Genomic DNA, 24509 nt, shown 5'->3' with positions numbered 1-24509 from the left:
TAATATGGCCTTTTGTTTGGTTTCACGAATTAAGTTGTGTACAATGTAATTGTTTTAAACGTTCAATTTTGCAGTCTATCAGTCTATTAATGAGGAGGATGTTTTGTATGGCAGAACAATTTGATGTGTTATATCTCGGTAGTGGACATGGGACCTTTGATGGTGCGATTCCGCTCGCTGCCCGTGGCAAAAAAGTCGGTGTGATCGAAACTGATTTGATTGGTGGGACCTGCCCGAACCGGGGCTGCAACGCCAAAATCACTTTGGACCAACCAGTGGCAATCAAAAACCAAGTCGCGAATTTTCAAGGCTACGGCCTAACTGGTGGTCCTGAAATCGACTGGAATGCCAATTTCAAGCACGAACGGGCCGTCATCGAGGGCTTGCCAGACATGATTGCCGGTCTGATGCAACAAGCAGGTGTGACGTTGATTCATGGTCGCGGCGAATTTGTGGACGCCCACACGTTACAAGTCGGCAATCAAACTTACAGCGCAGACAAGATCGTGATTGCGACCGGTCAACATCCGCACCGTTTGGACATTCCTGGCACCGAACTCGCTCATGACAGCAACGACTTTCTAAACCTGACTGACCTGCCACAACGGATTACAGTCATTGGGGCCGGCTACATCGGCTTGGAATTTGCTAACATGGCACTGACAGCTGGTAGCCAGGTCACCCTCCTCATGCGCGGCGACCAAGCGCTGCGGCAATTCCACCAACCATTCGTTGAACGTTTATTGGCCGAATTGCAAGACCAAGGCTTAGCTATTCGGCGTGACTGGGTGCCAACCGCCATCGAGCAAACGGGCGACCAGCTGACCGTCACGAGTGCAGACGACCAAGTGACGACTGACTGGGTCCTTGATGCGACTGGCCGGCAACCCAACACCGCTAACCTCGGACTCGAAAAAATCGGCGTGACCTATACCAAGGCCGGTATCACCGTCGACGATCACTTACAAACCAGTGTCGCTGGTGTGTATGCCTCCGGTGATGTGATTGCCAAGTCTCAGCCCAAGTTGACGCCAACTGCGATTTTTGAATCCCAGTACCTGACCCACTTATTCACGGGTGACACCAACGCGGCGATTCAATACCCAGCTATTCCATCGGTCGTCTTCACCTCACCACGGCTCGCCCAAGTTGGGACGATTCCAAGTGCCGATGCGAGTGACGTCAACGTGACCGTCAGCGATTTGAAAGATGACTGGTTCCGCCAGACGACGCGGGACATCCAAGGACATAACCTGGTCGTGACTGATGACCAGCAGCGCTTAATTGCAGCGGCTGAATTGGGTGAACAAGCCGATAACACCATCAACACGTTACTACCGGCCATTCAATATCAACTGACACCCGCCCAACGCGAACAACTCGTCACCCTCTTCCCAAGTATCGGGTCGACAGCTTGGTCCGCCATTTAACAAAAATTTTATTGTGGCAACCAGCCCCGTCAAATTAGGGCTGGTTGCCTTTATTTACATTTGGTTGAAAACTTTTTACATAAATATGGTTGAAATTTGTAAATAGTTTTATTACAATGAAAGCGAATACAAAAAGTGATTAACAATTTTCATATAAAAGAGGGTTTTAATGATGAAATTAGGATTGATTGGTTTAGGTAAAATGGGCATGAACTTGGCACTCAACATGCAAGACAATGGGCACACGGCAGTCGGGATGGACCTTAACCCCGACAACTTACAACTGGCAGCCCAACAAGGCATCGCGACGGCGACGGACTTAGCTGATTTAGTCGCACAACTGCCATCTCCTCGCGTGATCTGGATCATGGTACCAGCTGGCAAGGCTACGGATAGTGTCATCAGCCAGCTCGCCGATAGCCTGAGTGCCGGTGATATCGTCTTAGACGGTGGCAATTCCCACTACCAAGATAGCATCCGCCACGGCGAACAACTCGGCGCACAACACATCAACTTTTTAGATGTCGGGACTTCCGGTGGTCAAGCTGGTGCTCGCCACAACGGTAACTTTATGATTGGTGGCGATCCCGCGACATTTAAAGTCGTCGAACCGCTATTTCAAGCAATCGCAGCACCCGATGGTTACTTGTACACCGGCCCAGTTGGTAGCGGTCACTACTTGAAGATGGTTCACAATGGGATTGAATATGGTATGATGGCAGCAATAGGTGAAGGCTTTGATGTTTTACAGCATAGTCAATTCACTTATGACAACGCTGCTGTCGCCAAGATGTGGAACAACGGCTCCGTCATCCGCAGTTGGCTCATGGAACTCGCCCAAGACGCTTTCAGTAAAGACGGTAACTTGGACGACATCAAAGGGGTCATGCATTCATCCGGCGAAGGTCGCTGGACGCTAGACACCGCCCTCGACCAACAAGTGGCCACGCCGGTGATTGCCATGGCACTGATGATGCGCTACCGGTCTACCACGGATGATACCTTTACGGGTAAAGTTGTTGCCGCATTACGCAACGAATTTGGCGGCCACGCTGTCGACCACGAATAGGAGGAACCTGCACCATGACTTACCTAATCGGAACTGATTTAGGAACTACAAGTACCAAGTCGGTCTTATATGACCATCAAGGCCACGTCATTGCCAGCGCAAACGTCGGCTACCCACTCTATCACGATACCGTGACAACTGCGGAAGAAGACCCGCAAGAAATCTGGCAGGCCGTTCAAGCCACGATTCACCAAGTAAGTGCTGGGATTGCCACCGATGAGATCGAAGGGGTGGCCTTCTCCTCAGCAATGCACAGCCTGATTTTATTAGACGCCAATAAGCAACCGCTTACGCGTGTGATTACCTGGGCGGACAATCGCGCAGCCGCAGATGCCGCTGCCTTAAAGGCTCGACCACTCGGCCAGCAACTCTATGAGATGACTGGGACCCCGATTCATCCGATGAGTCCACTAGTCAAGTTACACTGGTTTGCCAACCAGCAACCAGACTTATTGAACCAAGCCCGCTACGTGGTCGGTATCAAAGAATACATCATCTACTTAATGACGGGACAGTTACAGATGGATTATTCGATGGCCAACGCGACCGGCCTCTTCAACCTGTATAACTTTGACTGGGAACCTGCCGCACTCGACTACGCCCAAGTGACGCGGGCCCAACTCCCACCGTTAGTTGATACGGATGCGGTGATCAACGGCTTGACGCCAACTGCTGCTGGTGAGCTAGGGTTACGTTTGGCCACCAAAGTCATCATGGGGGCTAGCGATGGCGCACTCTCTAACTTGGGTGTTGGTGCCGATGAACCCGGCGTGGCCGCGATCACGATTGGGACATCCGGCGCCGTACGGGTCATGACGAAACAACCTTACTTAGACCCTGAAGGCCGGCTCTTCTGTTACTATGTGGCGCCACACCATTGGATTGTCGGGGGTCCCATCAACAACGGCGGTCAAGTCTTCCGTTGGGTCCGCGATGAATTATTTGCGACGGAATCGCAAGTTGCACGCGACCACCAACAAGACCCGTACGACCAGTTGACAGCGCTTGCGGCCACCGTTCCCGTTGGTGCGCACGGCCTGTTATTCCACCCCTATTTGAGTGGCGAACGGGCCCCACTGTGGAACGCGGATGCGCGCGGTTCACTACTCGGTGTGACGACGACCACGACAAAGGCCGACATTGCACGTGCCGTGCTGGAAGGTATCGTCATGAATTTAAACACCGTGCTCCAACTGACGGCCGCTGCCGAACCAGTGCATGCGATTCGCGCCACGGGTGGCTTTGCCCGCTCGAGTCTCTGGCGTCAAATTTTGACCGATGTCCTCGGCCAACCCATCACGATTCCAAGCAGCTTTGAAAGTTCATGTCTGGCCGCTGCCGTGATTGGACTGAAAGCCCTAGGACACATTGATGATTTAAACGCGATCCACGCGATGATTGGCGCAACAGAAACGTATCAACCCAACGCAGCCAATCATCAACTGTATCACCAACACCAAGTCGTTTTCGACCACGTGACTGCGCAACTCGCGCCACTGTATCACGAAATCGCAACTCTTAATCGTTAGGAAGTGTACACCATGCCATTCGTTGTTCTAACACTTGGAATAATCTTACTATTATTACTCATTATTAAATTCAAGCTGAACACCTACATCGCACTGATTGTCACCGCGGTCGTGGTGGGAATCGGCTTAGGAATGCCACTGACGAAGATTGCCACCAGTATTCAAAACGGGATTGGTGGTCAACTTGGCGAACTGGCCCTCGTCTTTGGGTTCGGTGCCATGCTCGGGCGCTTAGTCGCCGACGCCGGTGGTGCTTATACCATTTCGACCACCTTAATCGATATTTTTGGTCGTAAACGGCTCCAAATTGCCATCGTGGTAGCCTCCTTCATCATTGGGATCGCCCTGTTCTTTGAAGTCGGCATCGTCCTGCTGATTCCAATCGTCTTTGCGATTGCCATCGAAGCGCAAGTGCCAGTGTTGTATCTTGGGATTCCAATGGGTGCGGCGTTGTCCGTAACCCATGGCTTCTTACCACCACATCCGGCACCTACTGCGATTGCCACGACGTTAAACGCCAATGTCGGCCACGTGCTGCTATTCGGGATCATCATTGCGATTCCAACGGTCTATATCGCGGGTCCCTTGTTCTCACGTTGGGCCCAGAAAATGGTGCCAGACGCCTTTGCTGGCAAGCCTAAGATGCCACTCAGCAGTTCTGAACGTAAATTCAAAGTCTCCGAAGCACCTGGTTTTGGCCTCAGTGTCTTAACCGCCCTCTTCCCGGTAATTTTGATGACGATCACAACGGTCTATGAACTCGTCGTTGACCACGGCGTCACACCTAAGAATCCGTCAACTATCGATTCAATCGTGCGGTTGATTGGGGCGCCCGGGATTGCCATGTTGATTTCGCTATTATTTGCACTCTGGTCAATGGGGATTCACCAACACAAGTCCCATAAAGCCATCACGGCCACGGTTGAAGACGCGACCAAGTCGATTGCGATGCTCCTCCTGATTATCGGGGGCGGTGGCGCCTTCAAACAAATCTTGATTGACGGTGGTGTCGGTAAAGCCGTTGCCCAACTCTTCAGTGGCAGCAGCATTTCCCCACTTATCTTAGGTTGGCTTGTTGCCGTTATCTTGCGGGTCTCACTGGGTTCTGCGACCGTTGCAGCCCTGACCGCTGCGGGCTTAGTCGCGCCATTAATGACGCAAGCCGGTATCGATCCCGCGCTGATGGTGATTGCGATTGGTTCCGGGAGTGTGGCTGCTTCTCACGTCAACGACGCGGGCTTCTGGATGTTCCGCGAATACTTCGATTTGACGGTCAAACAGACGTTACTGACCTGGACCGTGCTAGAAACGATCATCGCGGTCTGTGGGCTCGGTGGTGTACTCGCGCTCAACGCGGTGTTCCATTAATTTTCTGATATTGAATGTGGGTGGTGTTTGGTGCGTGATGCTTTAACAATGGCGTGGGCACTCACCTCACCCACTGAATCTGACTGGGTATTGGCTCACTGTGGGTGCAATACCGGTCATCCTAAAAAATCAGGTTCCTGAGACCTTGCTCGGGAACCTGATTTTTTTGTGATACTCATGAAACGGGTGATATTGAGGCCACTTGATTTAATCGACGCAACTACTGGTCACTCGCCTAGTCTCACAGTGCCACTTCCAAGCACTAATGGAAAATCGTCACTGGATGCCAGTGAACATGGTGACCACGTTTCAAAGTCGCACCGTTTCAATTGGGCTCATTGGATATCGCTGAACATATGACGCTACATTTTGAGATCACATCGCTTCCATCCAGCGCATGCCTGCCATACCCACGCCTTACTTCGAGGACTTGGATGACTTTTTATTAGCTGGGATGCTAGCTTGCGTCGCCTTCGCCGGTTGCGGTTGATAGACAGTCGTTTGTTTGCGGAGATGCTCCTCATTGCGCAGTTCCACAATGTTGTACAAGTAAATGACCACCGTCCGAACTACCGCGTAGAACGGAATTGCCAGAATCATCCCAAGGATCCCAGCGATGTTGCCAGCCACTAACAAAAGAATAATAATCGTCAGCGGATGAATCTTCAACGTCCGCCCGATGATGTTCGGATAAATCAGATTACCGTCAACTTGTTGCACGATGACCACGACAATGATGACGTAAACGACTTGCATTGGTGATTGCGTGAAGGCCACAATCAGTGACGGTGCAATTCCGATGTACGGTCCAACATACGGAATAATATTGGTCAACCCAGCAATCACACCCAGCAATAAGCCATAGGGTTGTGAAATCAAGATATAACCAATCGCGGTGAAGGTCCCAACGAACAAACACTCGATGACCTGACCACTGATATAACTGGAAATCGTATCACCCATTTTTTGCAATAAGCCAATGACTTCCGGACGCTGCTTCTTCGGTAAAAACCGACTGATGGCCGGAATGAACTTCTCGCTGTCCTTTAGCATGTAAAACAGCACGACGGGAATCGTAATGGCCATGATGGTCACACTGGTAATCGTCGAAATAACGGTGACGACACTGCTTGACAACGAGGACAGGAAGTTCTGAGCATACTTACTAATTTCACCATTAAACTGCTTGGTATATGAGGTAATATCGATTTTTTGCAAGACCGAACTGTTACTGATCATCTTCGTGGCGGCTTTTTGCATCTCAGTCGCAATGCTTGGTAAGTTATAAATCAGTTGCGTAACCTGCGTCACCAGTCGTGGTAACAGGGAAACGGCACCCCAAGCTAGAATTCCGAATAATAGCACAAACACAATTGCCACGGCCCCGGTCCGTGAAATGTGAAACTTCTTATAATGAATCTTGGTCAGCAACTTGACTAACGGATTTAGCATGTAAAACAGAAATCCGGAAATCACGATTGGCATGAAGACGACACTCAAAAACGTGCCGATCGGTTGAAATAAAAAGCCAATATTGGTGCAGACCCAGATTAAGGTCGCAACGATTAAAATTTCGAGTGACCAGAATAATAAGGACGACTCCTTTAGGCGCTTAAACACTCGCGCTCCTCCCCTTCTTGGTGCAATTATTAATGCAGCATTAATGCGTCAATTATACCCTATTTTAGTTCCCAGTAATATGATTTCGAAATTTCTCACAAAATCTATTTAAAATCGATGAGAATAATGGTAATTTAATTAATGAACGACAAACTGTTAAAGGAGCGTTTAATTATGTCACGTAAAATCGCTATTATCGGGATGGGCCACGTTGGCTCCACCGCCGCACACTACATCGTCGCCAATGGCTTTGCCGACGACTTAGTTCTTATTGATACCAATACCAGCAAGGTTGAATCAGACGCCCTTGATTTCCAAGACGCCATGCCTAACTTGCCTTACCATACCAATATCATCGTCAACGATTACAGTAGCCTGGTCGACACCGACGTCATCATCTCTGCCATCGGGAACATCAAGCTACAGGACTCCCCAACCAACGACCGTTTTCTGGAATTGCCGTTCACGAGCACCCAGGTCAAGGATGTTGCGACAAAAATCAAGGCCAGTGGGTTCCACGGCATCATGGTCGTCATCACCAACCCCGTGGACGTGATTACGTCGATCTACCAAGCAGTGACGGGTTTGCCAAAAAACCATGTCATCGGAACGGGCACGTTACTCGACTCCGCACGGATGAAACGCGCCGTGGGTCATGCGCTCAACTTAGATTCCCGTTCAGTTGATGGCTACAATCTCGGCGAACACGGTAATTCCCAATTCACTGCTTGGTCGACGGTCCGGGTCCTCGGTCACCCAATCACCGAATTAGCAGCCAAACGCGGCCTTGATTTGGATCAACTCGATGCCGAATCACGTGAAGGCGGCTTCAAGGTCTTCCATGGTAAGAAATACACCAGCTACGGTGTTGCCACGGCAGCGGTGCGGTTAGCGAACACCGTCTTAAACGACGCCTTAACCGAACTCCCCGTCTCCAACTTCCGCGAAGAATACGGCGTCTACTTGTCATATCCAGCCGTGGTTGGCCGTGACGGCGTGGTCGAACAAGTCCAACTTGATTTGACAGACGAAGAATTGCAAAAACTACAAGTTTCCGCCGATTACATCAAAACTAAATACGCTGAAAGCCAAGATAACTAGTCCATTTGAGATTAGTTGTTACTGACTGGCTTGTAACCGGGCAACGCACGTTTTGCGTTGGCCGGTTTTTGTGTGGGATGGTTTTTGTAACCATCAACGTTCATTTAAAAAACAATCGCGGATAACTGATTACAGTTAGGAAATATAACATCCCGACGAAAAGACGTGCAAAGCAGGAATTCACGGCCTATATTAGTGAACAACTTTGACACATCTAATCGTAATCAGGAGGACTTCACTTTGACATTCAAGACGCGTATTGCTACAAGCACAATGCTCACGCTAATTAGTTTAAGTTCAGTTGGCTTCACTAGTACCGCCAGTGCAAGGACTCGCCCGCTGTATGGGCAAATCCGTAGTCACCAAACGATCACACTGTACCCGCAACTTCCGACCAGTCGCCGGCAATTACGACGCGGACACCACACCCACCTTACGAGCACCGTCACGTTTAAACTCGAACACCCCGTCGTTGGCTTTGGTGGCACTTATTTCCACATTGTCAGCGGGCATACCACAGGTTGGGTTCGTCGTCAGGTCGTGCGACCAGTTGTGACAGCTCGTATTCAGTCGAAGCTGTTTATTACCAGACAACGCGCCATTCATGGTTCGATTGTCCCACCAGTTGGCTCATTACTTTGGACCAATATTTCGGCAAAGAATCTCCGCTTGAGCACTTCTAAACGACTGACAGCCACACAATTAAGACGACTCCGATTACGAATCACCAGTCATATTTGGACCAACCATGGGCAATATTATCAACTCAGTGGTCGAGACGGATTCCGCGCCTGGACCCCGATTACGCCTGCTGGTTCGCTTACGACGCCGGCCGGTTCTAACCCGACCACGCTCACACCGCATGCTACAACTGGGATTTCAGCAGGTCAACACGTACCTACTAACGCGCATCTCACGACTCCAGTAGCACTCAGGCACACCATTTCTGCACCAGGGGTAAAGGTGGTCACACCACATACGCAATCAACCAAAACCGCCGCACCTAGTCGTACGTCACAATCACAGACAAGCATCGCGGCACCTCATTTGAAACACACTGCGGCACAACCTAACAGTCAACAAATGAGCTCAACGGCCACTCAGGGGATTCGGGTCACGACAGCGCCGACGAAGCACGCAACGACAGCGATTGTGCACACTAACCATCCAGTTGCCACACCAACCGGCGCGACTCAGACTAGTAGTGCACCGGCAACCGGCCCACAAACAGTCCGTGTTCCAGCGGTTTCTCAGGCTAGCTCAGCTTTGCAGTCAACAGCAGCCGTTCCCATTGTGACGTCCATATCCCAGAAAAAGGTCGTGAAAGCTAGCAGTGCGGACAAGCCAGCTCAGTTGCCGAATCGCGAGCACGGTGCATCTGATAAAATTAGCGTCGTTCATCCGGTGCAGCAAGCTAGTTCATCGCCAGTCAAGCACGCTGTCGCTAGTCAGGCCGAACCGATAACGAGTGGCCGGCCAACGACGAGTCAAGTGGCGCTCACAAAAACGGGTCACGCCACTGCAAGCCCGTCAACGACCAGTGCTGCTAATGCCACTAGTCAAGCTACATTGACGAGTCAGAGCGGCACTGCCTCTCAAACGCAGCCAGCCACGAGTCAGTCAACGGCTAAATCGGCGATGAGTGCTACGACCAGTCAGGCAGCTTCCAGCATTTCCAGTCAGTCCCAACAGACTAGCCAGTCTAGTAGCGCCGCGTTAAAGCCTAGTACACCGGCATCCGTAGCCACCCCGGTAATAGCACCCAAGTATACGGCCCAACAAACCTTGCAGACCATCAACCAACTGATGACGGCTAACCACTTTATGGGCACGTTGCTACTGACGAACAACGGACCTGCGGGCGTGCATATTTTGCCATTCGGTTCAGCTAACCTGCAGCAACATATCGCCAATACCGCTGACGAGGCATATCCATTGGCATCACTCGAGAAATCGGTGACTGGTGCGATGATTCAACAATTGATCGACGCTGGCAAACTAACGATGGACACGACACTAGCCAAGTTTTACCCACAAGTGCCGTACGCACAATCCATCACGATTCGGCAACTACTTGACCATACATCCGGGATTGAGATGGGCGAACCGGTACCTAGTCAAGCGTTGACGAACGACCAACAAGCAATTGCCTTCACGTTGAGTCACTTGACTTCCACCAATCAGCATCACTGGTCTTATTCCAACGCCAACTTCACCCTGCTCGCCGGCATCATCGACCAGCTCACAGGCAAGTCCTATCGTGATAACTTACAAACAAGCATTGTCGCACCACTGGGATTGCAGCATACGTTCATCTACGACCAAGTCCCGGCAAATGCGGTTCATCCGCAACCGTACACGTACAGCAATGGCGTGACCATCGCCCGCACGATTTCGACCAATCTGCTTTCAAGCGAACTCGGCTGCGGTAATCTGTATGCTAGCGTTGGTGATTTTTACACCTTCATCAACAGCCTAGTCAACGGCCACGTAGTTACTCCGGCGGGCTTCCAAGAATTAGCTGATCATCTACAACCCGTCTATTCAGGTGGCATTTACTACCGGCCGGATGGCACCCTACGCATTGGCGGGGCTGACAATAGCCTGTACAGTCTATACATCGGGACCACGGACGGTAAGGTGGCGATGGTACTGTTCGCTAACCAGGCCAAATGGTCGACCATGAATACAATTGGGCTTCAAATCGAACAACAGTTGGCCCAAACAGCGACCCTGTAATCTGGCATCAGCGGGTAGCCGTATTTAAGCAGTCACATTGATTCTGCGATAGCTCAAGTGGTTATGTAAAACCTAATCATCGGACTTAAGAACGCGCCTGCTTAGCGAATTACTGAAGCGTTATTTCAACCTCGCCTCTGCCTATCCAGACCTTAGTTATAATCAGCACCACAACTTCAAATCACCAAACTGCCTTCGCACCAACGACAGATATGAACGCGTCCAAAAAAGGTCCCAACACCAATTCGTGTCGGGACCTTTTATTGCGAGTGCCAGTACCGTATTAACGGCGACCGCACCCAATCTTTATCATTAACTGAATTCCATATCGTGATGATTCGTCTTGGCCAATTGACTGACGATTTGTAACCAATCCTTCATGCTGACCATGACAGCTGAATCTTGGGTATTGGGATTTTCCACCTCAATGGTATCGTGGCCTTGATTAACAATCGTTAACAACTGGTTGATATTTTTCTTTGCTAATGCGGTAGTAACTTTTTTCATACGCCCATCTCCCAATCCGTTCCATAATTGTTGCCATTGTGCACCAATCAACGAAGTGCGTCAAGCAGTGCGAGCAATTATTCAAGTAACTGAGCAATATTCTACACTATCCCAGCGGGCGTTGCACCTAAAAGGACCGCATTTTACCGAAAATTAAAGTCGCGGGGTCTTGAACATCGACTTGAGCACGTTGCGGATGATTTTCATCTGTTCCGCTGTAATTGGCTGACCGTCGTATTCAAACTGGTTTTTCTTATTCTCAACCACTTTTTTCAAATCAACGGCAGCGGAATTGGCGCCCTTGGCAGTCGGTTCTTTATCCTTACCAACTAGTTTGGTATAACTCGTTCCTAACACCTGGGCAACTTCTTTCAAGGTCCCCACTGACGGTGTGTGTTTCTTCCAACTATAGATGGCGCTAGCACTTAGGCCCGCCAACGTTGCCACTTCAGCCAAAGTCAAACCGTTCTTCTTTGCAAACTGACGAATATTTTTGAGTAATTCACCATTATCGATCTTCAAAAAAGCCATTTCGGTCACTCCTGTCAACATTCTAATCTCTGAATTGCCAAGCTATTCAAGCTGTTCGAATCATTTAAACAAACCGCAATCACGTTGCAACATCCTTGTCACATTCACCGCTTATGATAGGGTCAACGTTTGATAATGAAATGGGACACGGGGATTTCGGGGAGGAAATACATAATGAAACAACGTCTTATCGCATTAATCGTTGCCATTGTCGGTCTAACTGTCGGTCTGTTACACGCCCCTGCTATCGAAGCACAAGCTACCAACCGGGTCATCACGACCACGTCGGTCACCAAGACAGCCTATCTGACTAAGAATTCACAGGGTGGGCTCTACCAAATGAGCGGTCCTGCCAACAATACCAAAATCAAATCACTCGGTAAACTGCAGCGCTACGGCAACCCAACGTGGTTCGTCACCAAGCAACGGCAAGTCCGGCTCGCCAACCGCACCACCGCCAAGTATGCTTACGTCACGAGTGCCAACAATCGTGTCAAGGGCTGGGTCAAGACGGGTTCCATTAAGAAGAGCACGCGTTCCTTCACGAACCTTTACAACGTCGCCAAATCCAAACTTGGCCACCGCTACGTTTACGGTGCAGTCGGCCCCAACACGTTTGATTGTTCCGGCTACACCAAGTACGTCTTCAAACAAGCGGCTCAAACGAATCTACCGCGAGTCGCACAAGCGCAGTACCGGCAATATCGCAAGATTTCCAAGCAACGCGCACAAAAGGGCGACTTGGTCTTCTTCGGTAGCAACACCGGCTCGATCTCACACGTCGGTATTTACGTCGGCGGTGGTAAAATGATTGACGCGCAGGATAACGGCGTCAAAAATGAAAAAATCTACGTTCCCTGGTGGCACGCTGTCGGTTATTGCCGGCCCGTCAATTTTGGCGCTTAACTAGTCAACCTATGCCATCACCCATCGGACCCTCAGGCTAGCTTGTGGGTCCTTTGTTATTTTCGCGATTATCCTGACCGCTGTCAACTGTGACGGTCAGTTCGGACTGCATCCGACTTAACTGGTGCTGTCTGGCGCTCGAATCGCCGCGGTTTCTTTGGTTGATACGCATTGTGTTAATTCTTAAAAGCAGCCAGCTTAGAACCCGCTGGAAAAAACGCGAACTTGCGTAAACCTGCTGTTGTGGCCGCGTCCTACCCCGGCTTCCAGGCATTTCTGACAACGCTGGAACGCGATGGACACAGATTTAAGCCGACAACCCACGTCTTAAATACTGGTCTTTCACTAACCAAGCACAAGACGCTTGCTAAGTGAAATTTCATCGCTGAGCATTGTCAGAAACACCTTCCAGCCTGTATCCCATTCAAAGGCTGAAAAGTGTGGCCCCCCAACTTTTTGATAAACGAGTCGTTGATTCTCAGTAAACAGTCATTTGACATGAATCGTGATTGAACCATGCCATCTGTTAAGTTCAAGGGCAGTAATTTTAACATTTTACTTTAAGACTTGTTTCTGACGGAAGCTATCATACTCGTGTTCAAATTATGGGAGCCAGCAGCAACGCGGAACATGTCAGAATTCTCGCTAGTCACCCAAGATAGAAAAGTCTAGAATGCTAAACGGGTAGCAAATCCATCTTCCAACGCTATGAATATTTTCTATCAAAATTGATCAACAATCTTCTGACTATCATATCAGTTTCTAAATGGGACAAGTATCTAAGCGCTCAATAAATCATCATCGATTCTGATTCAAACTTTGTATGAAGGATCAATCACCTAATATTCAGTGATCAATTGCACCAAGTTAGGTGGTCGTTCATCTGCCATTCGAGTGGCTTCCCGACTGGAGGGGCCGGCTGACAATGCTCAGTAGCCAAATTATTCTTAGCTGGAAGTGGGTTGCTTCCGGCTTAGAATAAGACTCGTATTTGAAATTGCGCAGTGGGTTTCTGCGTGAGTTCAAATCGATGTCGGCTTACGTTCCAGCAATTGTCAGCCGGCTCCGGAAGTCGGACTAAGACGCGCATCGGCTGACGAACAGTAAACTAGCCAGCACGATTGAACCATCTTTATGACGAATATCCACATACGTATCACGTATTTATCGATAACAAAAGGGAGCGCCGAAACGTGGCTGCTCCCCTTGTATTTTAATTACGCCGCTGACAAACCGTCAGCAGAGCTATTGCCGACGTGATAGTTCTTGATAGCGACTATACCAGATATCGATGTAGTCTTGTGAAAACGGGCCTTTTTTGTGCTTGATCCAGTCGACCAACACCTTCACATTTGCTTTTAAAATGCGATCAGTATCGGCTGAATAGTGCCACTGGGCGCCGTGTTCTTCGTACTCATCAACATCTAACAACCGGCGTTCACCATCCGGAAAGACTTTGACATCCAAATCATAGTCGATGTACTTCAAAGCCTCTTTGTCTAACACATATGGTGATGCCAGGTTGCAATAGTATGAAACGCCGTTATCGCGAATCATCGCCACGATATTAAACCAATAATGCTTATGAAAATAAACGATTGCTGGTTCCCGCGTCACCCACCGACGGCCATCATCTTCGGTGACCAGTGTGTGATCGTTACAACCAATTAAGACGTTCTCGCTTGTTTTGAGTACCATTGTATCGCGCCAAGTTCGATGTAAACTTCCGTCGTGCTTATAGCTTTTGATCGTAATGAAGTCGCCTTCCTTAGGTCCCTTCGCCTCGCGCGCCATATTAACCCAACTTTCTAACTGAGGGTAAATTTTCATCGAATTTCATTAAACATTATACCAGATTTTTATGGCGTGCGGGCAGGTAATTCGACCTTTTCACTCATCCGCGACTTGTTCGTCGATAAATCGGTTAATTTCATCCATCATGAAGCCCTTTTGAAACAGGCTGCGTTTGGTCCGCATCGCCCGTTCGCGAAAGCTGTATTTGCGATTCCGTTGCCAGAGCTTGGTGCCTTGCGTGACGAGGGCTTGCCACTGTTCATCTTCATCTGGTTGAAGGTCTAAGCTAGCAATTGCGGCCGTAATCGTATCATTGTCAAAGCCCTTGGTCATCATGCCTTGGCGCACCTTTTGTTGCATCGTCTTAAACGCCTGTTTGTGATAACGTTTGGCAAGCTTACGGGCTAATTCACTGGCGTTGTCGATTTGTTCGTCTGGGCTAAATTGCCCGGCTAATGCGTCGTCGATCAGCTGTTCACCGACCCCTTTTTGGCGTAAGTTCTGGCGAATCACCCGCGGCCCCTTATCACTGGTCCGTTTGGCCGTGCGTACAAAGGCATCCGCGTACTGCTGGTCATTTAACAACCGCAGCTCGCGCAACTGTTGCATCGTTGCATCAATCACGGGCTCCTCGATCTCTTCGTCACACAACTTATCATGGACTTCCTTTTCCGTCCGTAACTGGTGCGACAAATAATCCAACGCGCGCGTGTACGCTCTGGAAACGTCGTCCGCGGCAATCATCGCCGTTTGGAGCTCAGCATCGATTTCCATGCCCTTGAAGACTCGAAACTTGATCATCACCGATTCACTGATGGGAAACGCATACTTGCCATCAAGATAAATATTGTAGCGTCCCGCCCGTTTTTGCGCGACGATCTTCGTCACTTTCTCCGTCATGCTATCCAGCCTCCGATTCAATTAATGGTTGACTATAGTGTACCTAAAAATCGCTTAGTCAAACAACTAATTTCCTCGGGATGGGCCTGAATGCCGAAATAATCAACGACCGTATCCGCAAACCGATTCAGATTTTGGGCGTCCGTCCCATCTAACCCACTCGCCGCTTGATTGGGCGTGGCACGTCGTTGGTGGTAATTACTGACGCCCCGCTGTAATTGCCGGCCTTTCTTCAATTGACGGTCCACCATCGGCAGGCTCATATCGATGAGTAACCGGATGCCGCCCGCATAGACTAACTCAGTCATCAGTGGCCGTTCCACCGCATCAATCAGGTACAGCCCGTTATACCAATTGGCCATCCCGCGTTTGACCGAAGTCTGGGGCATCAGAATCGCTTCCCCGTGAATAATCGGCAACTTATGCGGTGAGAGGCCTTGATCAGTAGCGACGGCCCTGACCAGATGGGAACCTGAAAAACCTAATTGACGCGAATAGCGAATCATCAGTTGGCGCGTGCTCCATTTGGACTTCAAAATACCCCGTTGACGGTCAAAAACCAACGCCTTCTCTGGACATTTTAAGTGCCCGATGTCAAGTAGATAAAATGTCTGTAAAACGTCGATTTTGTCACTTTCTAAACGTGTAGCGTATTTGACTAAGCGTTCTGGCTGCCGGGTGTCCCAGCACCCAACATCGTTATACCAGAACGGATTCACGGTGGTGCTGACAATGTTATTTTGGTTCATGACTCACAAACCCTTCAAAATCTGATTTTGGTCTCTAATATTGATAATTCTGCACGCACCCCTACTGCAGGCATTAGATTAATCCCATCATATCAATAGTGCTCAATCTATCCTAGTACAATGCTCGTAATTGATGGAATTCTCATTGGAAGATTAATAATGAAAGCAAATCGTCATCTTTCATTCATTTTTCACACCCAGCAATCGGTATTTGCCTTCGCTACACTGGAGTCAACCTTGGCCAAGGAATTCAAATCAAACGAGGAATAACTTTATGCACGCAGACCGTTTAGATAATCAAGCCGCATTCGACTTGCTCGCGGAACCAGAACACCAACGTCTCCTCTATGGCGCCTTGAAAGCGGCCAACGTCACCCGCTACCACCCGCAATTCGAGGATTGCGTCACAGTCGCCCACCTGACCTGGTTGGCCGCCTATCAGAATTACGAACCAGAATTACCCGCCAATCTGCCGGACCTTCGTAAGTTCGCCTTTCGCCGCATTAAATGGCGCACCGTCGATTATTTACGGCAACAGACGCTTCGCACCCAGTCACAAGTCGACTTGGAACACGCCTTACCATTCGCAATCGACCCAATGAGTGACCAGGAAGCCCACTGGCAACTTTCAGCGCTACTCACAGATTTATTGCGCCAATGCCGTCCCGGCGAGCGCATCTACCTGACTGAATTCTTTTTGGAAGAACAATCCGTGGCCAATATCATGCGGACTCACGGCGTCAGTCGGCGCACCGTTTATAACTGGCGGACCAGTCTGTTGACGAAGGCGCATCGACTGTATCAGGCCGCCGATGCGCAAGATTGAGCCGTGGCGGACTGGGATTCACTGATTGTGGTGGCGATTGAACTGCCGGCAAATCCTTAGTTGGTCGCAGATGGCAGCTGATTAGTCGCTAGCCGGCAACAGTCGGTAAATCACCAGTTGTTACTTCGTCAATAGCCAGTGAGTCGCAAGCATTCTAGCACGATAATTTCTACCGACCAACGCTCCCATCATTGGCGGGCACACACACTATAAAAAACACGTTTCAGGATAGAAAGGACTTTACGCCATGCACACTTGGTTGAACACACAGCTCATCATGGTCGCCATCGACCATCAGCACCGACTTCACCGTCAAACTTGGCACAACTGCCGCAACTTGACCGACGCGGATTTGGCCCGATTACTTCCCATTTTCACCCGGTTAGTCGGCGACGCGATGGCAAATGTCGAGCTTCACATGACCACTGAATACGCGAATTAACGGCATTTTTAAAAAAGTTTGTCAAAAAGTTGCACAAAATGGCCTGCTCAGCCGTCTGTATTAATGTAAGCTGGCCAGCCTACCACAACAACTCTAGGAGGAACTACAACATGACTAAAACTTGGTTAAAAGCAACCCTAACTGTTCTAACGACAACTGATCTGGACGAACAACGTAAGCACACGTTTAACGGCATCGCCCAGGACGCGACCGACGAACAACTTGCCGCTTTTGGTAAAGTCATCGAAGTTTTGACGGGTGATCAATTCACCACCGCCAACTTGGCAAACGCCTACCGCTACGACCCACAACCCGCTGCTTAATACACCCACATCCTTAGGAGGAACGCCATGAAAACCTTAGACTTAAGCTTTAAGACCAGCACCAACAAAGTTCACCACTTGAAATTACACTACGCCAACGACAACTTGAGTAAGGAAGTCGTCAGCCAAGCGATGGCCAATCTGGCTGCCACTAAGCTCTTCGCCAAGGACGGCGAAAACTTAGTCGCTGAACCATTAGCCGCTAAGTACGTCGAAACGATTGAGACACCAATTATCACGGCACCAAAGGCTTAAGCGTATTTCCCGTTGTACCCATAAACAGCTGTGACGTATGCAGATACAATAAAGGCCGGTCTGGAAATCTTCGGATTTTCCAGGCCGGCTTTTATTGATGGCAGAAAACAAAAAAATGAGGTAGACCGCGAAAGTACAATTTCTCCGTATAATGTCTGCTAAATTTAGTTCCTTCTACCTGCAGTTAGGGCATATTAGATTGTCTTAAAATTATATTCTATTTGTATAAGCAAACTAAACGTATAATCAATTGCTAATTAATGTACATCATGCCACCGCATTATCGCAAACACTACCATATTTTTGTCAAAATATCATGGTCAATGATACTTCATTTACTGGTTCCGACTTTTTGCAAACCAATAATTTGGTGTTTTCGTTCCAGCAATCAAAGTTTTAGTATTCTCAAAACAATCTACAATTGCCAGCACAACATGAAGTTCATTATTTCTAAACTTTGTATCATTTAAGTTTAAAAGAGAAAGCGGAATATATCCATCAGTATCAAACTGAAAAGCAATCGCCATCAATTCTCTTTTAGTCCTAATAGAATGGTCATATTGCAAATTTAAATACTTGCCAGCACCGGTAATTTTTAAATTCAATTTACTTAGTTCTGGCAACAAATTTATAATCTGTAATTTTTGAAAGGTAGTTCCGTCCACTTTTACAAGTAAATTTTCCATCACTAAATGATTGCGTTTCAAATCATGCCAAAAACGTTTAGCACCACCACTTCTATAATTGAAGCCACAAAGATGCATGAAGTTTTCTCGCTTAACGTTTAACTGCATGACCGCTACTTTTCCACTGTCTTGATAAAAATAATAACGTTTATGATCACATAACTCTGTTTCAACATAATTAAAAGCCATCTGTAAGTCATTCATTTTCAACCTTATACGCTTTAGATCCTGTGGGGTTGCACGTCTATATTCTTGCGGATGCTTCAAAATATCTACTCATTTCTAACCGAAAATAAAAAAGATTGCTAACAAGTCTGTTCTTAAAGACTTACCAGCAATCTTCATCAGGTTTTTCTGTTCTCAGCGAACGCTAGTGGTTAACTAGCAAAAACTATCTGAATTTTCTGTCCCCAGCGGACGTTAGATTGAGTTATCTAACATATATCTGATTTTATAGTTGCCTGACCAACTGTGGAAAAGTACCTTTCCACAAACAAATGATACCAAGATTCAAGCGCTTAGTCAATTATCTTGTCCACTGCTGAAGCCATCCAATAGTTACTCAACTTTAAGACCTATATTCCATAATTAATTCTCCAAAAGCAATTATCTTACGGGATTCCCCGAGACAATATAGGAGTTAGATATGCCATGTCTCGTCATACAACTGATTGCCCCCTTGCGTTCCACCCTCAAATATCACAAGACAGCCGCGTCGCCCTGGTCGCGGCCCGCTTGACCGGATAAATTTCAATGATGATACTGTTACCGACCGGATGCCAATCGATGGCTTTGACGAGTGCCCGCATGAACGTGCGAGTAATCTGTGTTTTAATTGAAATCCCGCTACGTTCGACATCGTCATAAAAGATGACCCGCTGGTCCAGCTTGTCGACTTTAAAATAATAGTACGCAAAGTGGGCCGTGCCACGTTTCAAAATTAAGTGGTATGAATTATTATAATCCGCGGGAAATACCGTGATCCAATCGTCATTCATGTCGGACATCCTTTTCACTTGAATTTGAGCTCTGCCTTAATTGTACCGTGAACGGTCGGGAAAGCCTAGGGGAAATGTAACGCGTTTAATACGTGCTTTTGGATGGACATATTCAAGCCTGAATAAATTTCTCGAGTCATGAACAAATCAGGGAATGTAACAAGTTAAACTGCTTTGATATCGACATTAGCTCCATCACCTTGCTATTGTTACTGCACAAACTAACCAAAAAACGTCGCCCATGGTTTCAATATCCACTCATGGCCGACGTTTCATATTAAGTTCATTTTAGCGTAGTTGAGTCATTAGCATATAGATATGAAATCAACTTTCCAGTATCATTAGCTTGCCAAGCACGCTCTTGATGTGATCTTTCTGACAATTCAATCGCGTTCAAGTGACCAAACCGTTGAACAGTATCCATCATCACCGCCAACTCTTGTTCTGTAAACAGTGCACTGTTAAAGTTCGCAGTTGTCGTAAAAAAAGTCCTCTCGGTAACACCATCATTCACTACTTCTTCTGTAAGCTGCTTTGCATTTTCAATTGCACCATATAATAGACTATAATCATTGGGTACAGGCCCATAAGGTAAACGTGCGTATGGTATGTTATTGAAACTGTATTTTGAGCAAAAAACTTAAAATCAGTATAGAAGAGTAGCTTATTAAGTTTAGTCTTGGTCACCTGAGGCACTTGCTCAACAAAATAAAGAGCCATATTAGCAAACTTTTTGAGATCAAACGCACTAAACCCCGAATACTCTGAGTAATTTGTGACTTCAAATTGTTGGTTGATTCCTTTTTCAATCCATTTTTGCGGCGTCCGTTCAGCGGCATCTCCCGTCCGTCCCCGAAAAGCCTGCTTACCGCGTTCAGTCAGCATGTCTTTGGAGGACTCATAAAGCGACTGCGCCAACTCAGGGGTTGCTTCTAAGGCAAGCAACCGTTCACTATTAGTCTCAGATGCCAGCGCGCCAGTCTCATAAGTAGCAATGGTCATGGCTGACCATCCGAACAGTGCTGCAAAGTCGTGCTGACTTAAGTCCCACCGTTGACGTAAGGCTTTAATTCGACTTGGTGTAATCATCATGTGCTTACTCTGGTATGCATCGAAGGCAGTGTGAATCGCCTCATTATCAAGCTCTTGATCAAAGACTTGCTTGCCAGTTGCATAGTCAAAGCGTGCCTTAGTTACAACTGTAACTTGCTCACCACGAATCGTGTAAACCTCTTGTATTGCTCTAATTTCAGTGCTCATCATCGTACCCCTTCACTCAATGTCTTGTGAAACGAGATAACTTTAGCTAGTCCTGCACATGCTTCAACTTAATGACCAGCCAATTCTCACCAACTCCGCAACTGTTCGATACTTCGAAAAACGCCAACTTTGCTCGTGACTGTCCGACATTCAACGGGACTTCATCGTTGAGCCATAACTGACTGTAGCATCGGAACCATGTTGTCGCAAACATCATGTGACTCACGATTACTAAACCGACCGCGGAAAGCAAGTAATCGCTGCAATTATACGTGATTGCGCTTCCAGCAAGATGGTGGCTAGCTCAGTCCAGGGTGCTCGGTTAGGTTAACCACTATCATTAAGAAAAAAGCTCACTTAGCTTCATTAATGCCCGTCCAAAAATCCCTACCCCCACTGTTCATTAACTAATTTTACGCCAGCCGACTTTTCACACTTATCGCGTCATTTTAAGTTGCTAACGATTGCATCTTTGGCCAATGCTGGTAAATTATAGTTAACCAAATTTTAAAAAGCCATGTAACGCCTTGGCCCCCGTAGCTGAATGCAAAACACGGGTTTATTATTTTAGGATGTTTGCTATAATAAACTTAAACGAAGCCCCAAAGTTAATCTTATCAAGTATATTTACTTGATAGCCATTTTGTACTATAATCATTAGGTTGTATCGATATCGTTTATACATAGTCAGTTTGCAACAACCCGAACAGTAGTAATAGATTAATCTGGCTGTGGTTTACGGGGGAAAATATTTAAAGGAAGCATAGGGTGTTACTTATGGAATTGAAGGAACGAGAAATCAGACCGATTACGATTGACGCTGTGCGTCAGCATCGTCGCTATGGTTATCGGTTCGTTAAACGTGTGTTTGACTTTGTCGCTAGCCTCTTAGGCCTCATCATCTTATCACCACTCTTCTTAATTATCGCCATTGCGATTAAGCTTGAAGATCCTAAGGGCTCGGTTTTCTACTCCCAAACACGTTTAGGACGCGGTGAAACGCCGTTCAAAATGTATAAATTTCGCTCGATGGTTTCCAACGCTGATGAATTGTTGGAACAATTACTTAAAAATAACGAAATTGATGGCGCCATGTTCAAAATGCAAGACGATCCACGGGTCACCAGGATTGGTAAGTTCATCCGCAAGTATAGTATCGATGAACTGCCCCAATTGCTAAACGTCTTACAAGGTTCCATGAGCTTGGTTGGGCCACGGCCACCGCTGCCACGAGAAGTTGCTGAATATACGGAATATGACAAGCAACGCTTAGCCGTCAAACCTGGTCGTACCGGGTTGTGGCAGGCCACCGTTCGCAACAGCGTAGGCTTCGATGAAATGGTCAAGTTAGACTTACTATACATCTCCAAACGCAGCGTATCATTCGATGTCTACATTCTATTTAAGACAGTCGTTATCATGTTCAAGCCAAACGGTGCTTATTAAATTAACCACAGCTAAAAACGTTGAGCCAAATTCAGGGGGATTTTGGTTCAACGTTTTTTTGTGTGGTGACACGTAAACGACTTAGAAATAATCTGTGCAGCATAAATCAATCCGGTCTGTTATTCACTACTCCCCCCTTTTTGCGCGCACCTTCACATTGGACGGCCGAAAATAGCTGTTGGATACAATTAGTCAGTGCAATTTTTGACCCACTTGTCTCGCGAAGGTGGCGTGCGAGGTCTCGGACAGATTCAGCTAAATTATCCACCAGTAATAATCGATATTAATAAACGATTTAGTTTGAAATCACCGTTAATAATATCGATGATTTTATCAAATAATAAGTTTGTTAATAACCAACCTTAGCCGGTTAAAACCACTATCAACCGGCTAATAGGCTATGATACAATGAGTTGAATGTTGAGGAATTCAGCATCAAACTGCTTAATTGCATCAAGGAGCCGCTCATGCGAATCATAAGGAATTACTTTTACACAGCGGGGTATAACCTCTTAATTTTGCTGACCCCCTTACTGACCGTCCCGTATATCTCACGGGTCTTAGGTCCTACCGGAGTCGGCATCAACGCAACGACCAATTCGATCATCACCTACTTCCTCTTATTTGGGACAGTCGGCATCACCATCTATGGGAATCGGGAAATTGCGTTTATTCGCGACGACCGCACGCAACGCTCACAAACTTTTTGGGAGATTGAAATATTACAGTTGGTGACTATTAGCTGCGCTTATCTCGCTTTTTTAGTGTTTCTCATGTTTGAGCACCAATTGAAGATTTATTTTTTCTATCAATCATTTTATATTATTGCGGGCGCTGTCGACATCTCCTGGTACTTCATGGGACTTGAGGATTTTAAGAAGACCGTCTTGCGGAATATGCTTGTGAAAGTTGCTTCAATCATTGCGATTTTCACCTTCGTCAAGACCGCACAAGATACTGGCATCTACATTTTAATCTTGGCTGGCTCCCAAGTGCTGGGGAACCTCACGTTGTGGCCGTATCTGCGCCACAGTGTCGCAAAGCCTGACTGGCATCACTTGCGACTTTTCCGGCACCTACGACCATCAATCGCCCTATTTATTCCGCAGATTGCGACGACCGTCTACTTGGCGTTGAATAAGACGATGCTCTGGCAGATGGATTCGTTGACTGCGGCGGGCTTTTACGACTACTCTGATAAGCTGATCAAACTAGTGCTGACCCTAGTCACCGCCACGGGAACGGTAATGCTGCCGCACATTGCCAACCTGTTCATGAAGCAACAGCTTGAACGGGTGCGCCAATACCTATACATGTCGTTCGACTTTGTGCTGGCGATTGCAATTCCGATGGCACTGGGGGTCGCAGCGGTCGCCACCACGCTTGCGCCGCTATTTTTTGGGCGCGCTTTTTCAGCGGTCGACCAGTTGCTCATGATTGAAGCGCCCGTTATCATTTTAATCGGCATGAGCAACGTGCTCGGCCAACAGTTCTTACTGCCGACCAAGCAAACCAAGACGTACACCATTTCAGTGACAGTCGGTGCGCTGGTCAATATGGCTTGTAACATTCCGCTTATCTGGCTGTGGGGCGTCGCCGGGGCCATGCTGGCAACGTTGATCTCAGAAGTTTGCGTGACCGGCTATCAATTGATCGTGACTCGGCACAGTCTCAAGACGCGTAATCTGTTCACCGGCGCGCTTAAATACGCATTAGCCGGTGCCATCATGTTTGCGGTCGTCTACGGCTTAAACATCACCATGGCTGCTTCCTACTTGAATCTCGCGATGCAAATTGGCGTCGGCGCCCTCATCTATGGCGGGCTGATTTTAATTCTACAACCACCCGTACTCGCTAACGCCGCTAAGCTTCGGAGCCGCGTACATTGACCGACGTGTACTGACTGGTCCAATACCGTCACTAATGCAGGTGTCCCACCACCAGTTATTCTAATTACTGCTAACAAAAAACGTTCGATAAGCAAGTCTGACATGACTTGCTTATCGAACGTTTTATTTTGCATCCCTAAT

23 protein-coding genes are annotated in these 24509 nt (G+C 47.8%); 13 read left to right on the top strand and 10 right to left on the bottom strand.

All coding sequences use genetic code 11. The features are described 5' to 3' along the window. Positions 1–107: 107 nt before the first annotated feature. The 4 genes from KGF65_RS03185 to KGF65_RS03170 all read left to right on the top strand — a co-directional run bounded on the left by KGF65_RS03185 (position 108) and on the right by KGF65_RS03170 (position 5396). Complete coding sequence (locus KGF65_RS03185; RefSeq protein WP_105923752.1) at positions 108–1430, top strand: NAD(P)/FAD-dependent oxidoreductase; 1323 nt, start codon at positions 108–110, stop codon at positions 1428–1430. Positions 1431–1602: 172 nt separating this feature from the next. Continuing rightward, on the top strand, positions 1603–2499 hold the full coding sequence (gene gnd / locus KGF65_RS03180; protein ID WP_088769769.1) for a phosphogluconate dehydrogenase (NAD(+)-dependent, decarboxylating): 897 nt from the start codon (positions 1603–1605) through the stop codon (positions 2497–2499). A gap of 14 nt (positions 2500–2513) precedes the next feature. Next, the gene (locus KGF65_RS03175) at positions 2514–4028 is read left to right on the top strand and encodes a gluconokinase (protein WP_213472588.1); all 1515 of its coding nucleotides are present in this window, start codon (positions 2514–2516) and stop codon (positions 4026–4028) included. 12 nt (positions 4029–4040) lie between these two features. Continuing rightward, entirely contained in the window at positions 4041–5396 is a 1356-nt protein-coding gene (locus tag KGF65_RS03170) for a gluconate:H+ symporter (RefSeq protein ID WP_065674611.1), read from the top strand. Positions 5397–5813: 417 nt separating this feature from the next. Here the strand turns inward: KGF65_RS03170 and KGF65_RS03165 are convergent, their stop codons facing one another. After that, complete coding sequence (locus KGF65_RS03165) at positions 5814–7016, bottom strand: AI-2E family transporter (protein WP_216748579.1); 1203 nt, start codon at positions 7014–7016, stop codon at positions 5814–5816. A 174-nt stretch (positions 7017–7190) separates the two neighbouring features. On the opposite strand from KGF65_RS03165, the gene KGF65_RS03160 reads away from it, so the two are divergent. Next, entirely contained in the window at positions 7191–8117 is a 927-nt protein-coding gene (locus KGF65_RS03160) for an L-lactate dehydrogenase (RefSeq protein WP_003638261.1), read from the top strand. Between the two features lie 240 nt (positions 8118–8357). Then, complete coding sequence (locus tag KGF65_RS03155) at positions 8358–10856, top strand: serine hydrolase (protein ID WP_216748580.1); 2499 nt, start codon at positions 8358–8360, stop codon at positions 10854–10856. A gap of 312 nt (positions 10857–11168) precedes the next feature. Here the strand turns inward: KGF65_RS03155 and KGF65_RS03150 are convergent, their stop codons facing one another. Together KGF65_RS03150 and KGF65_RS03145 are read right to left on the bottom strand one after the other, a co-directional pair. After that, positions 11169–11363, bottom strand: coding sequence for a type II toxin-antitoxin system Phd/YefM family antitoxin (locus KGF65_RS03150; RefSeq protein WP_021337480.1), 195 nt, complete (start codon positions 11361–11363; stop codon positions 11169–11171). A 153-nt stretch (positions 11364–11516) separates the two neighbouring features. Beyond that, positions 11517–11894 (bottom strand): helix-turn-helix domain-containing protein, encoded by a 378-nt coding sequence (locus KGF65_RS03145; protein ID WP_003638258.1) that lies wholly within the window; start codon positions 11892–11894, stop codon positions 11517–11519. A gap of 174 nt (positions 11895–12068) precedes the next feature. Between KGF65_RS03145 and KGF65_RS03140 the strand changes: the two genes are divergently transcribed. Then, entirely contained in the window at positions 12069–12800 is a 732-nt protein-coding gene (locus KGF65_RS03140) for a C40 family peptidase (protein ID WP_216748581.1), read from the top strand. Between the two features lie 1245 nt (positions 12801–14045). On the opposite strand, the gene KGF65_RS03135 is transcribed toward KGF65_RS03140, so the two are convergent. From KGF65_RS03135 to KGF65_RS03125, 3 genes are all read right to left on the bottom strand, one after another. Next, on the bottom strand, positions 14046–14594 hold the full coding sequence (locus KGF65_RS03135; RefSeq protein ID WP_003638256.1) for a DUF402 domain-containing protein: 549 nt from the start codon (positions 14592–14594) through the stop codon (positions 14046–14048). 96 nt (positions 14595–14690) lie between these two features. Next, complete coding sequence (gene recX / locus KGF65_RS03130; protein ID WP_216748582.1) at positions 14691–15494, bottom strand: recombination regulator RecX; 804 nt, start codon at positions 15492–15494, stop codon at positions 14691–14693. Between the two features lie 32 nt (positions 15495–15526). Beyond that, positions 15527–16243, bottom strand: coding sequence for a hypothetical protein (locus KGF65_RS03125; protein WP_216748583.1), 717 nt, complete (start codon positions 16241–16243; stop codon positions 15527–15529). A gap of 274 nt (positions 16244–16517) precedes the next feature. Here KGF65_RS03125 and KGF65_RS03120 point away from each other — a divergent pair, with 274 nt between their 5' ends. The 4 genes from KGF65_RS03120 to KGF65_RS03105 all read left to right on the top strand — a co-directional run bounded on the left by KGF65_RS03120 (position 16518) and on the right by KGF65_RS03105 (position 18089). Then, entirely contained in the window at positions 16518–17069 is a 552-nt protein-coding gene (locus KGF65_RS03120) for a sigma-70 family RNA polymerase sigma factor (RefSeq protein WP_105923748.1), read from the top strand. A gap of 247 nt (positions 17070–17316) precedes the next feature. Continuing rightward, a complete protein-coding gene (locus KGF65_RS03115; RefSeq protein WP_105923747.1) occupies positions 17317–17511 on the top strand; it encodes a hypothetical protein in 195 nt (64 codons plus the stop codon). A 110-nt stretch (positions 17512–17621) separates the two neighbouring features. After that, positions 17622–17834 (top strand): hypothetical protein, encoded by a 213-nt coding sequence (locus KGF65_RS03110; RefSeq protein ID WP_050340371.1) that lies wholly within the window; start codon positions 17622–17624, stop codon positions 17832–17834. A gap of 27 nt (positions 17835–17861) precedes the next feature. Further along, complete coding sequence (locus KGF65_RS03105) at positions 17862–18089, top strand: DUF2922 domain-containing protein (protein ID WP_105923746.1); 228 nt, start codon at positions 17862–17864, stop codon at positions 18087–18089. Between the two features lie 335 nt (positions 18090–18424). Here KGF65_RS03105 and KGF65_RS03100 read toward each other — a convergent pair whose 3' ends face one another. The 4 genes from KGF65_RS03100 to KGF65_RS03085 all read right to left on the bottom strand — a co-directional run bounded on the left by KGF65_RS03100 (position 18425) and on the right by KGF65_RS03085 (position 21036). Next, positions 18425–19042 (bottom strand): PBECR4 domain-containing protein, encoded by a 618-nt coding sequence (locus KGF65_RS03100; protein ID WP_088769778.1) that lies wholly within the window; start codon positions 19040–19042, stop codon positions 18425–18427. 425 nt (positions 19043–19467) lie between these two features. Next, complete coding sequence (locus tag KGF65_RS03095) at positions 19468–19773, bottom strand: hypothetical protein (RefSeq protein WP_088769779.1); 306 nt, start codon at positions 19771–19773, stop codon at positions 19468–19470. Between the two features lie 283 nt (positions 19774–20056). Continuing rightward, entirely contained in the window at positions 20057–20383 is a 327-nt protein-coding gene (locus KGF65_RS17395) for a type II toxin-antitoxin system antitoxin SocA domain-containing protein (protein ID WP_216748584.1), read from the bottom strand. Then, positions 20287–21036, bottom strand: coding sequence for a type II toxin-antitoxin system MqsA family antitoxin (locus tag KGF65_RS03085; RefSeq protein ID WP_146127364.1), 750 nt, complete (start codon positions 21034–21036; stop codon positions 20287–20289). Before KGF65_RS03085 ends, KGF65_RS17395 begins: the two co-directional genes overlap by 97 nt. A 774-nt stretch (positions 21037–21810) precedes the next feature. Here KGF65_RS03085 and KGF65_RS03080 point away from each other — a divergent pair. Beyond that, complete coding sequence (locus tag KGF65_RS03080) at positions 21811–22479, top strand: sugar transferase (RefSeq protein ID WP_216748299.1); 669 nt, start codon at positions 21811–21813, stop codon at positions 22477–22479. 467 nt (positions 22480–22946) lie between these two features. Beyond that, on the top strand, positions 22947–24368 hold the full coding sequence (locus KGF65_RS03075) for a polysaccharide biosynthesis C-terminal domain-containing protein (RefSeq protein WP_105923743.1): 1422 nt from the start codon (positions 22947–22949) through the stop codon (positions 24366–24368). Positions 24369–24509: the final 141 nt, after the last annotated feature.

It is taken from the genome of Lactiplantibacillus sp. 30.2.29 (assembly GCF_018991255.1).
Classification (GTDB): domain Bacteria; phylum Bacillota; class Bacilli; order Lactobacillales; family Lactobacillaceae; genus Lactiplantibacillus; species Lactiplantibacillus pentosus.
Note: the sequence above shows the minus strand (reverse complement) of the source record. Positions and strands in the feature narration are given on the sequence as shown.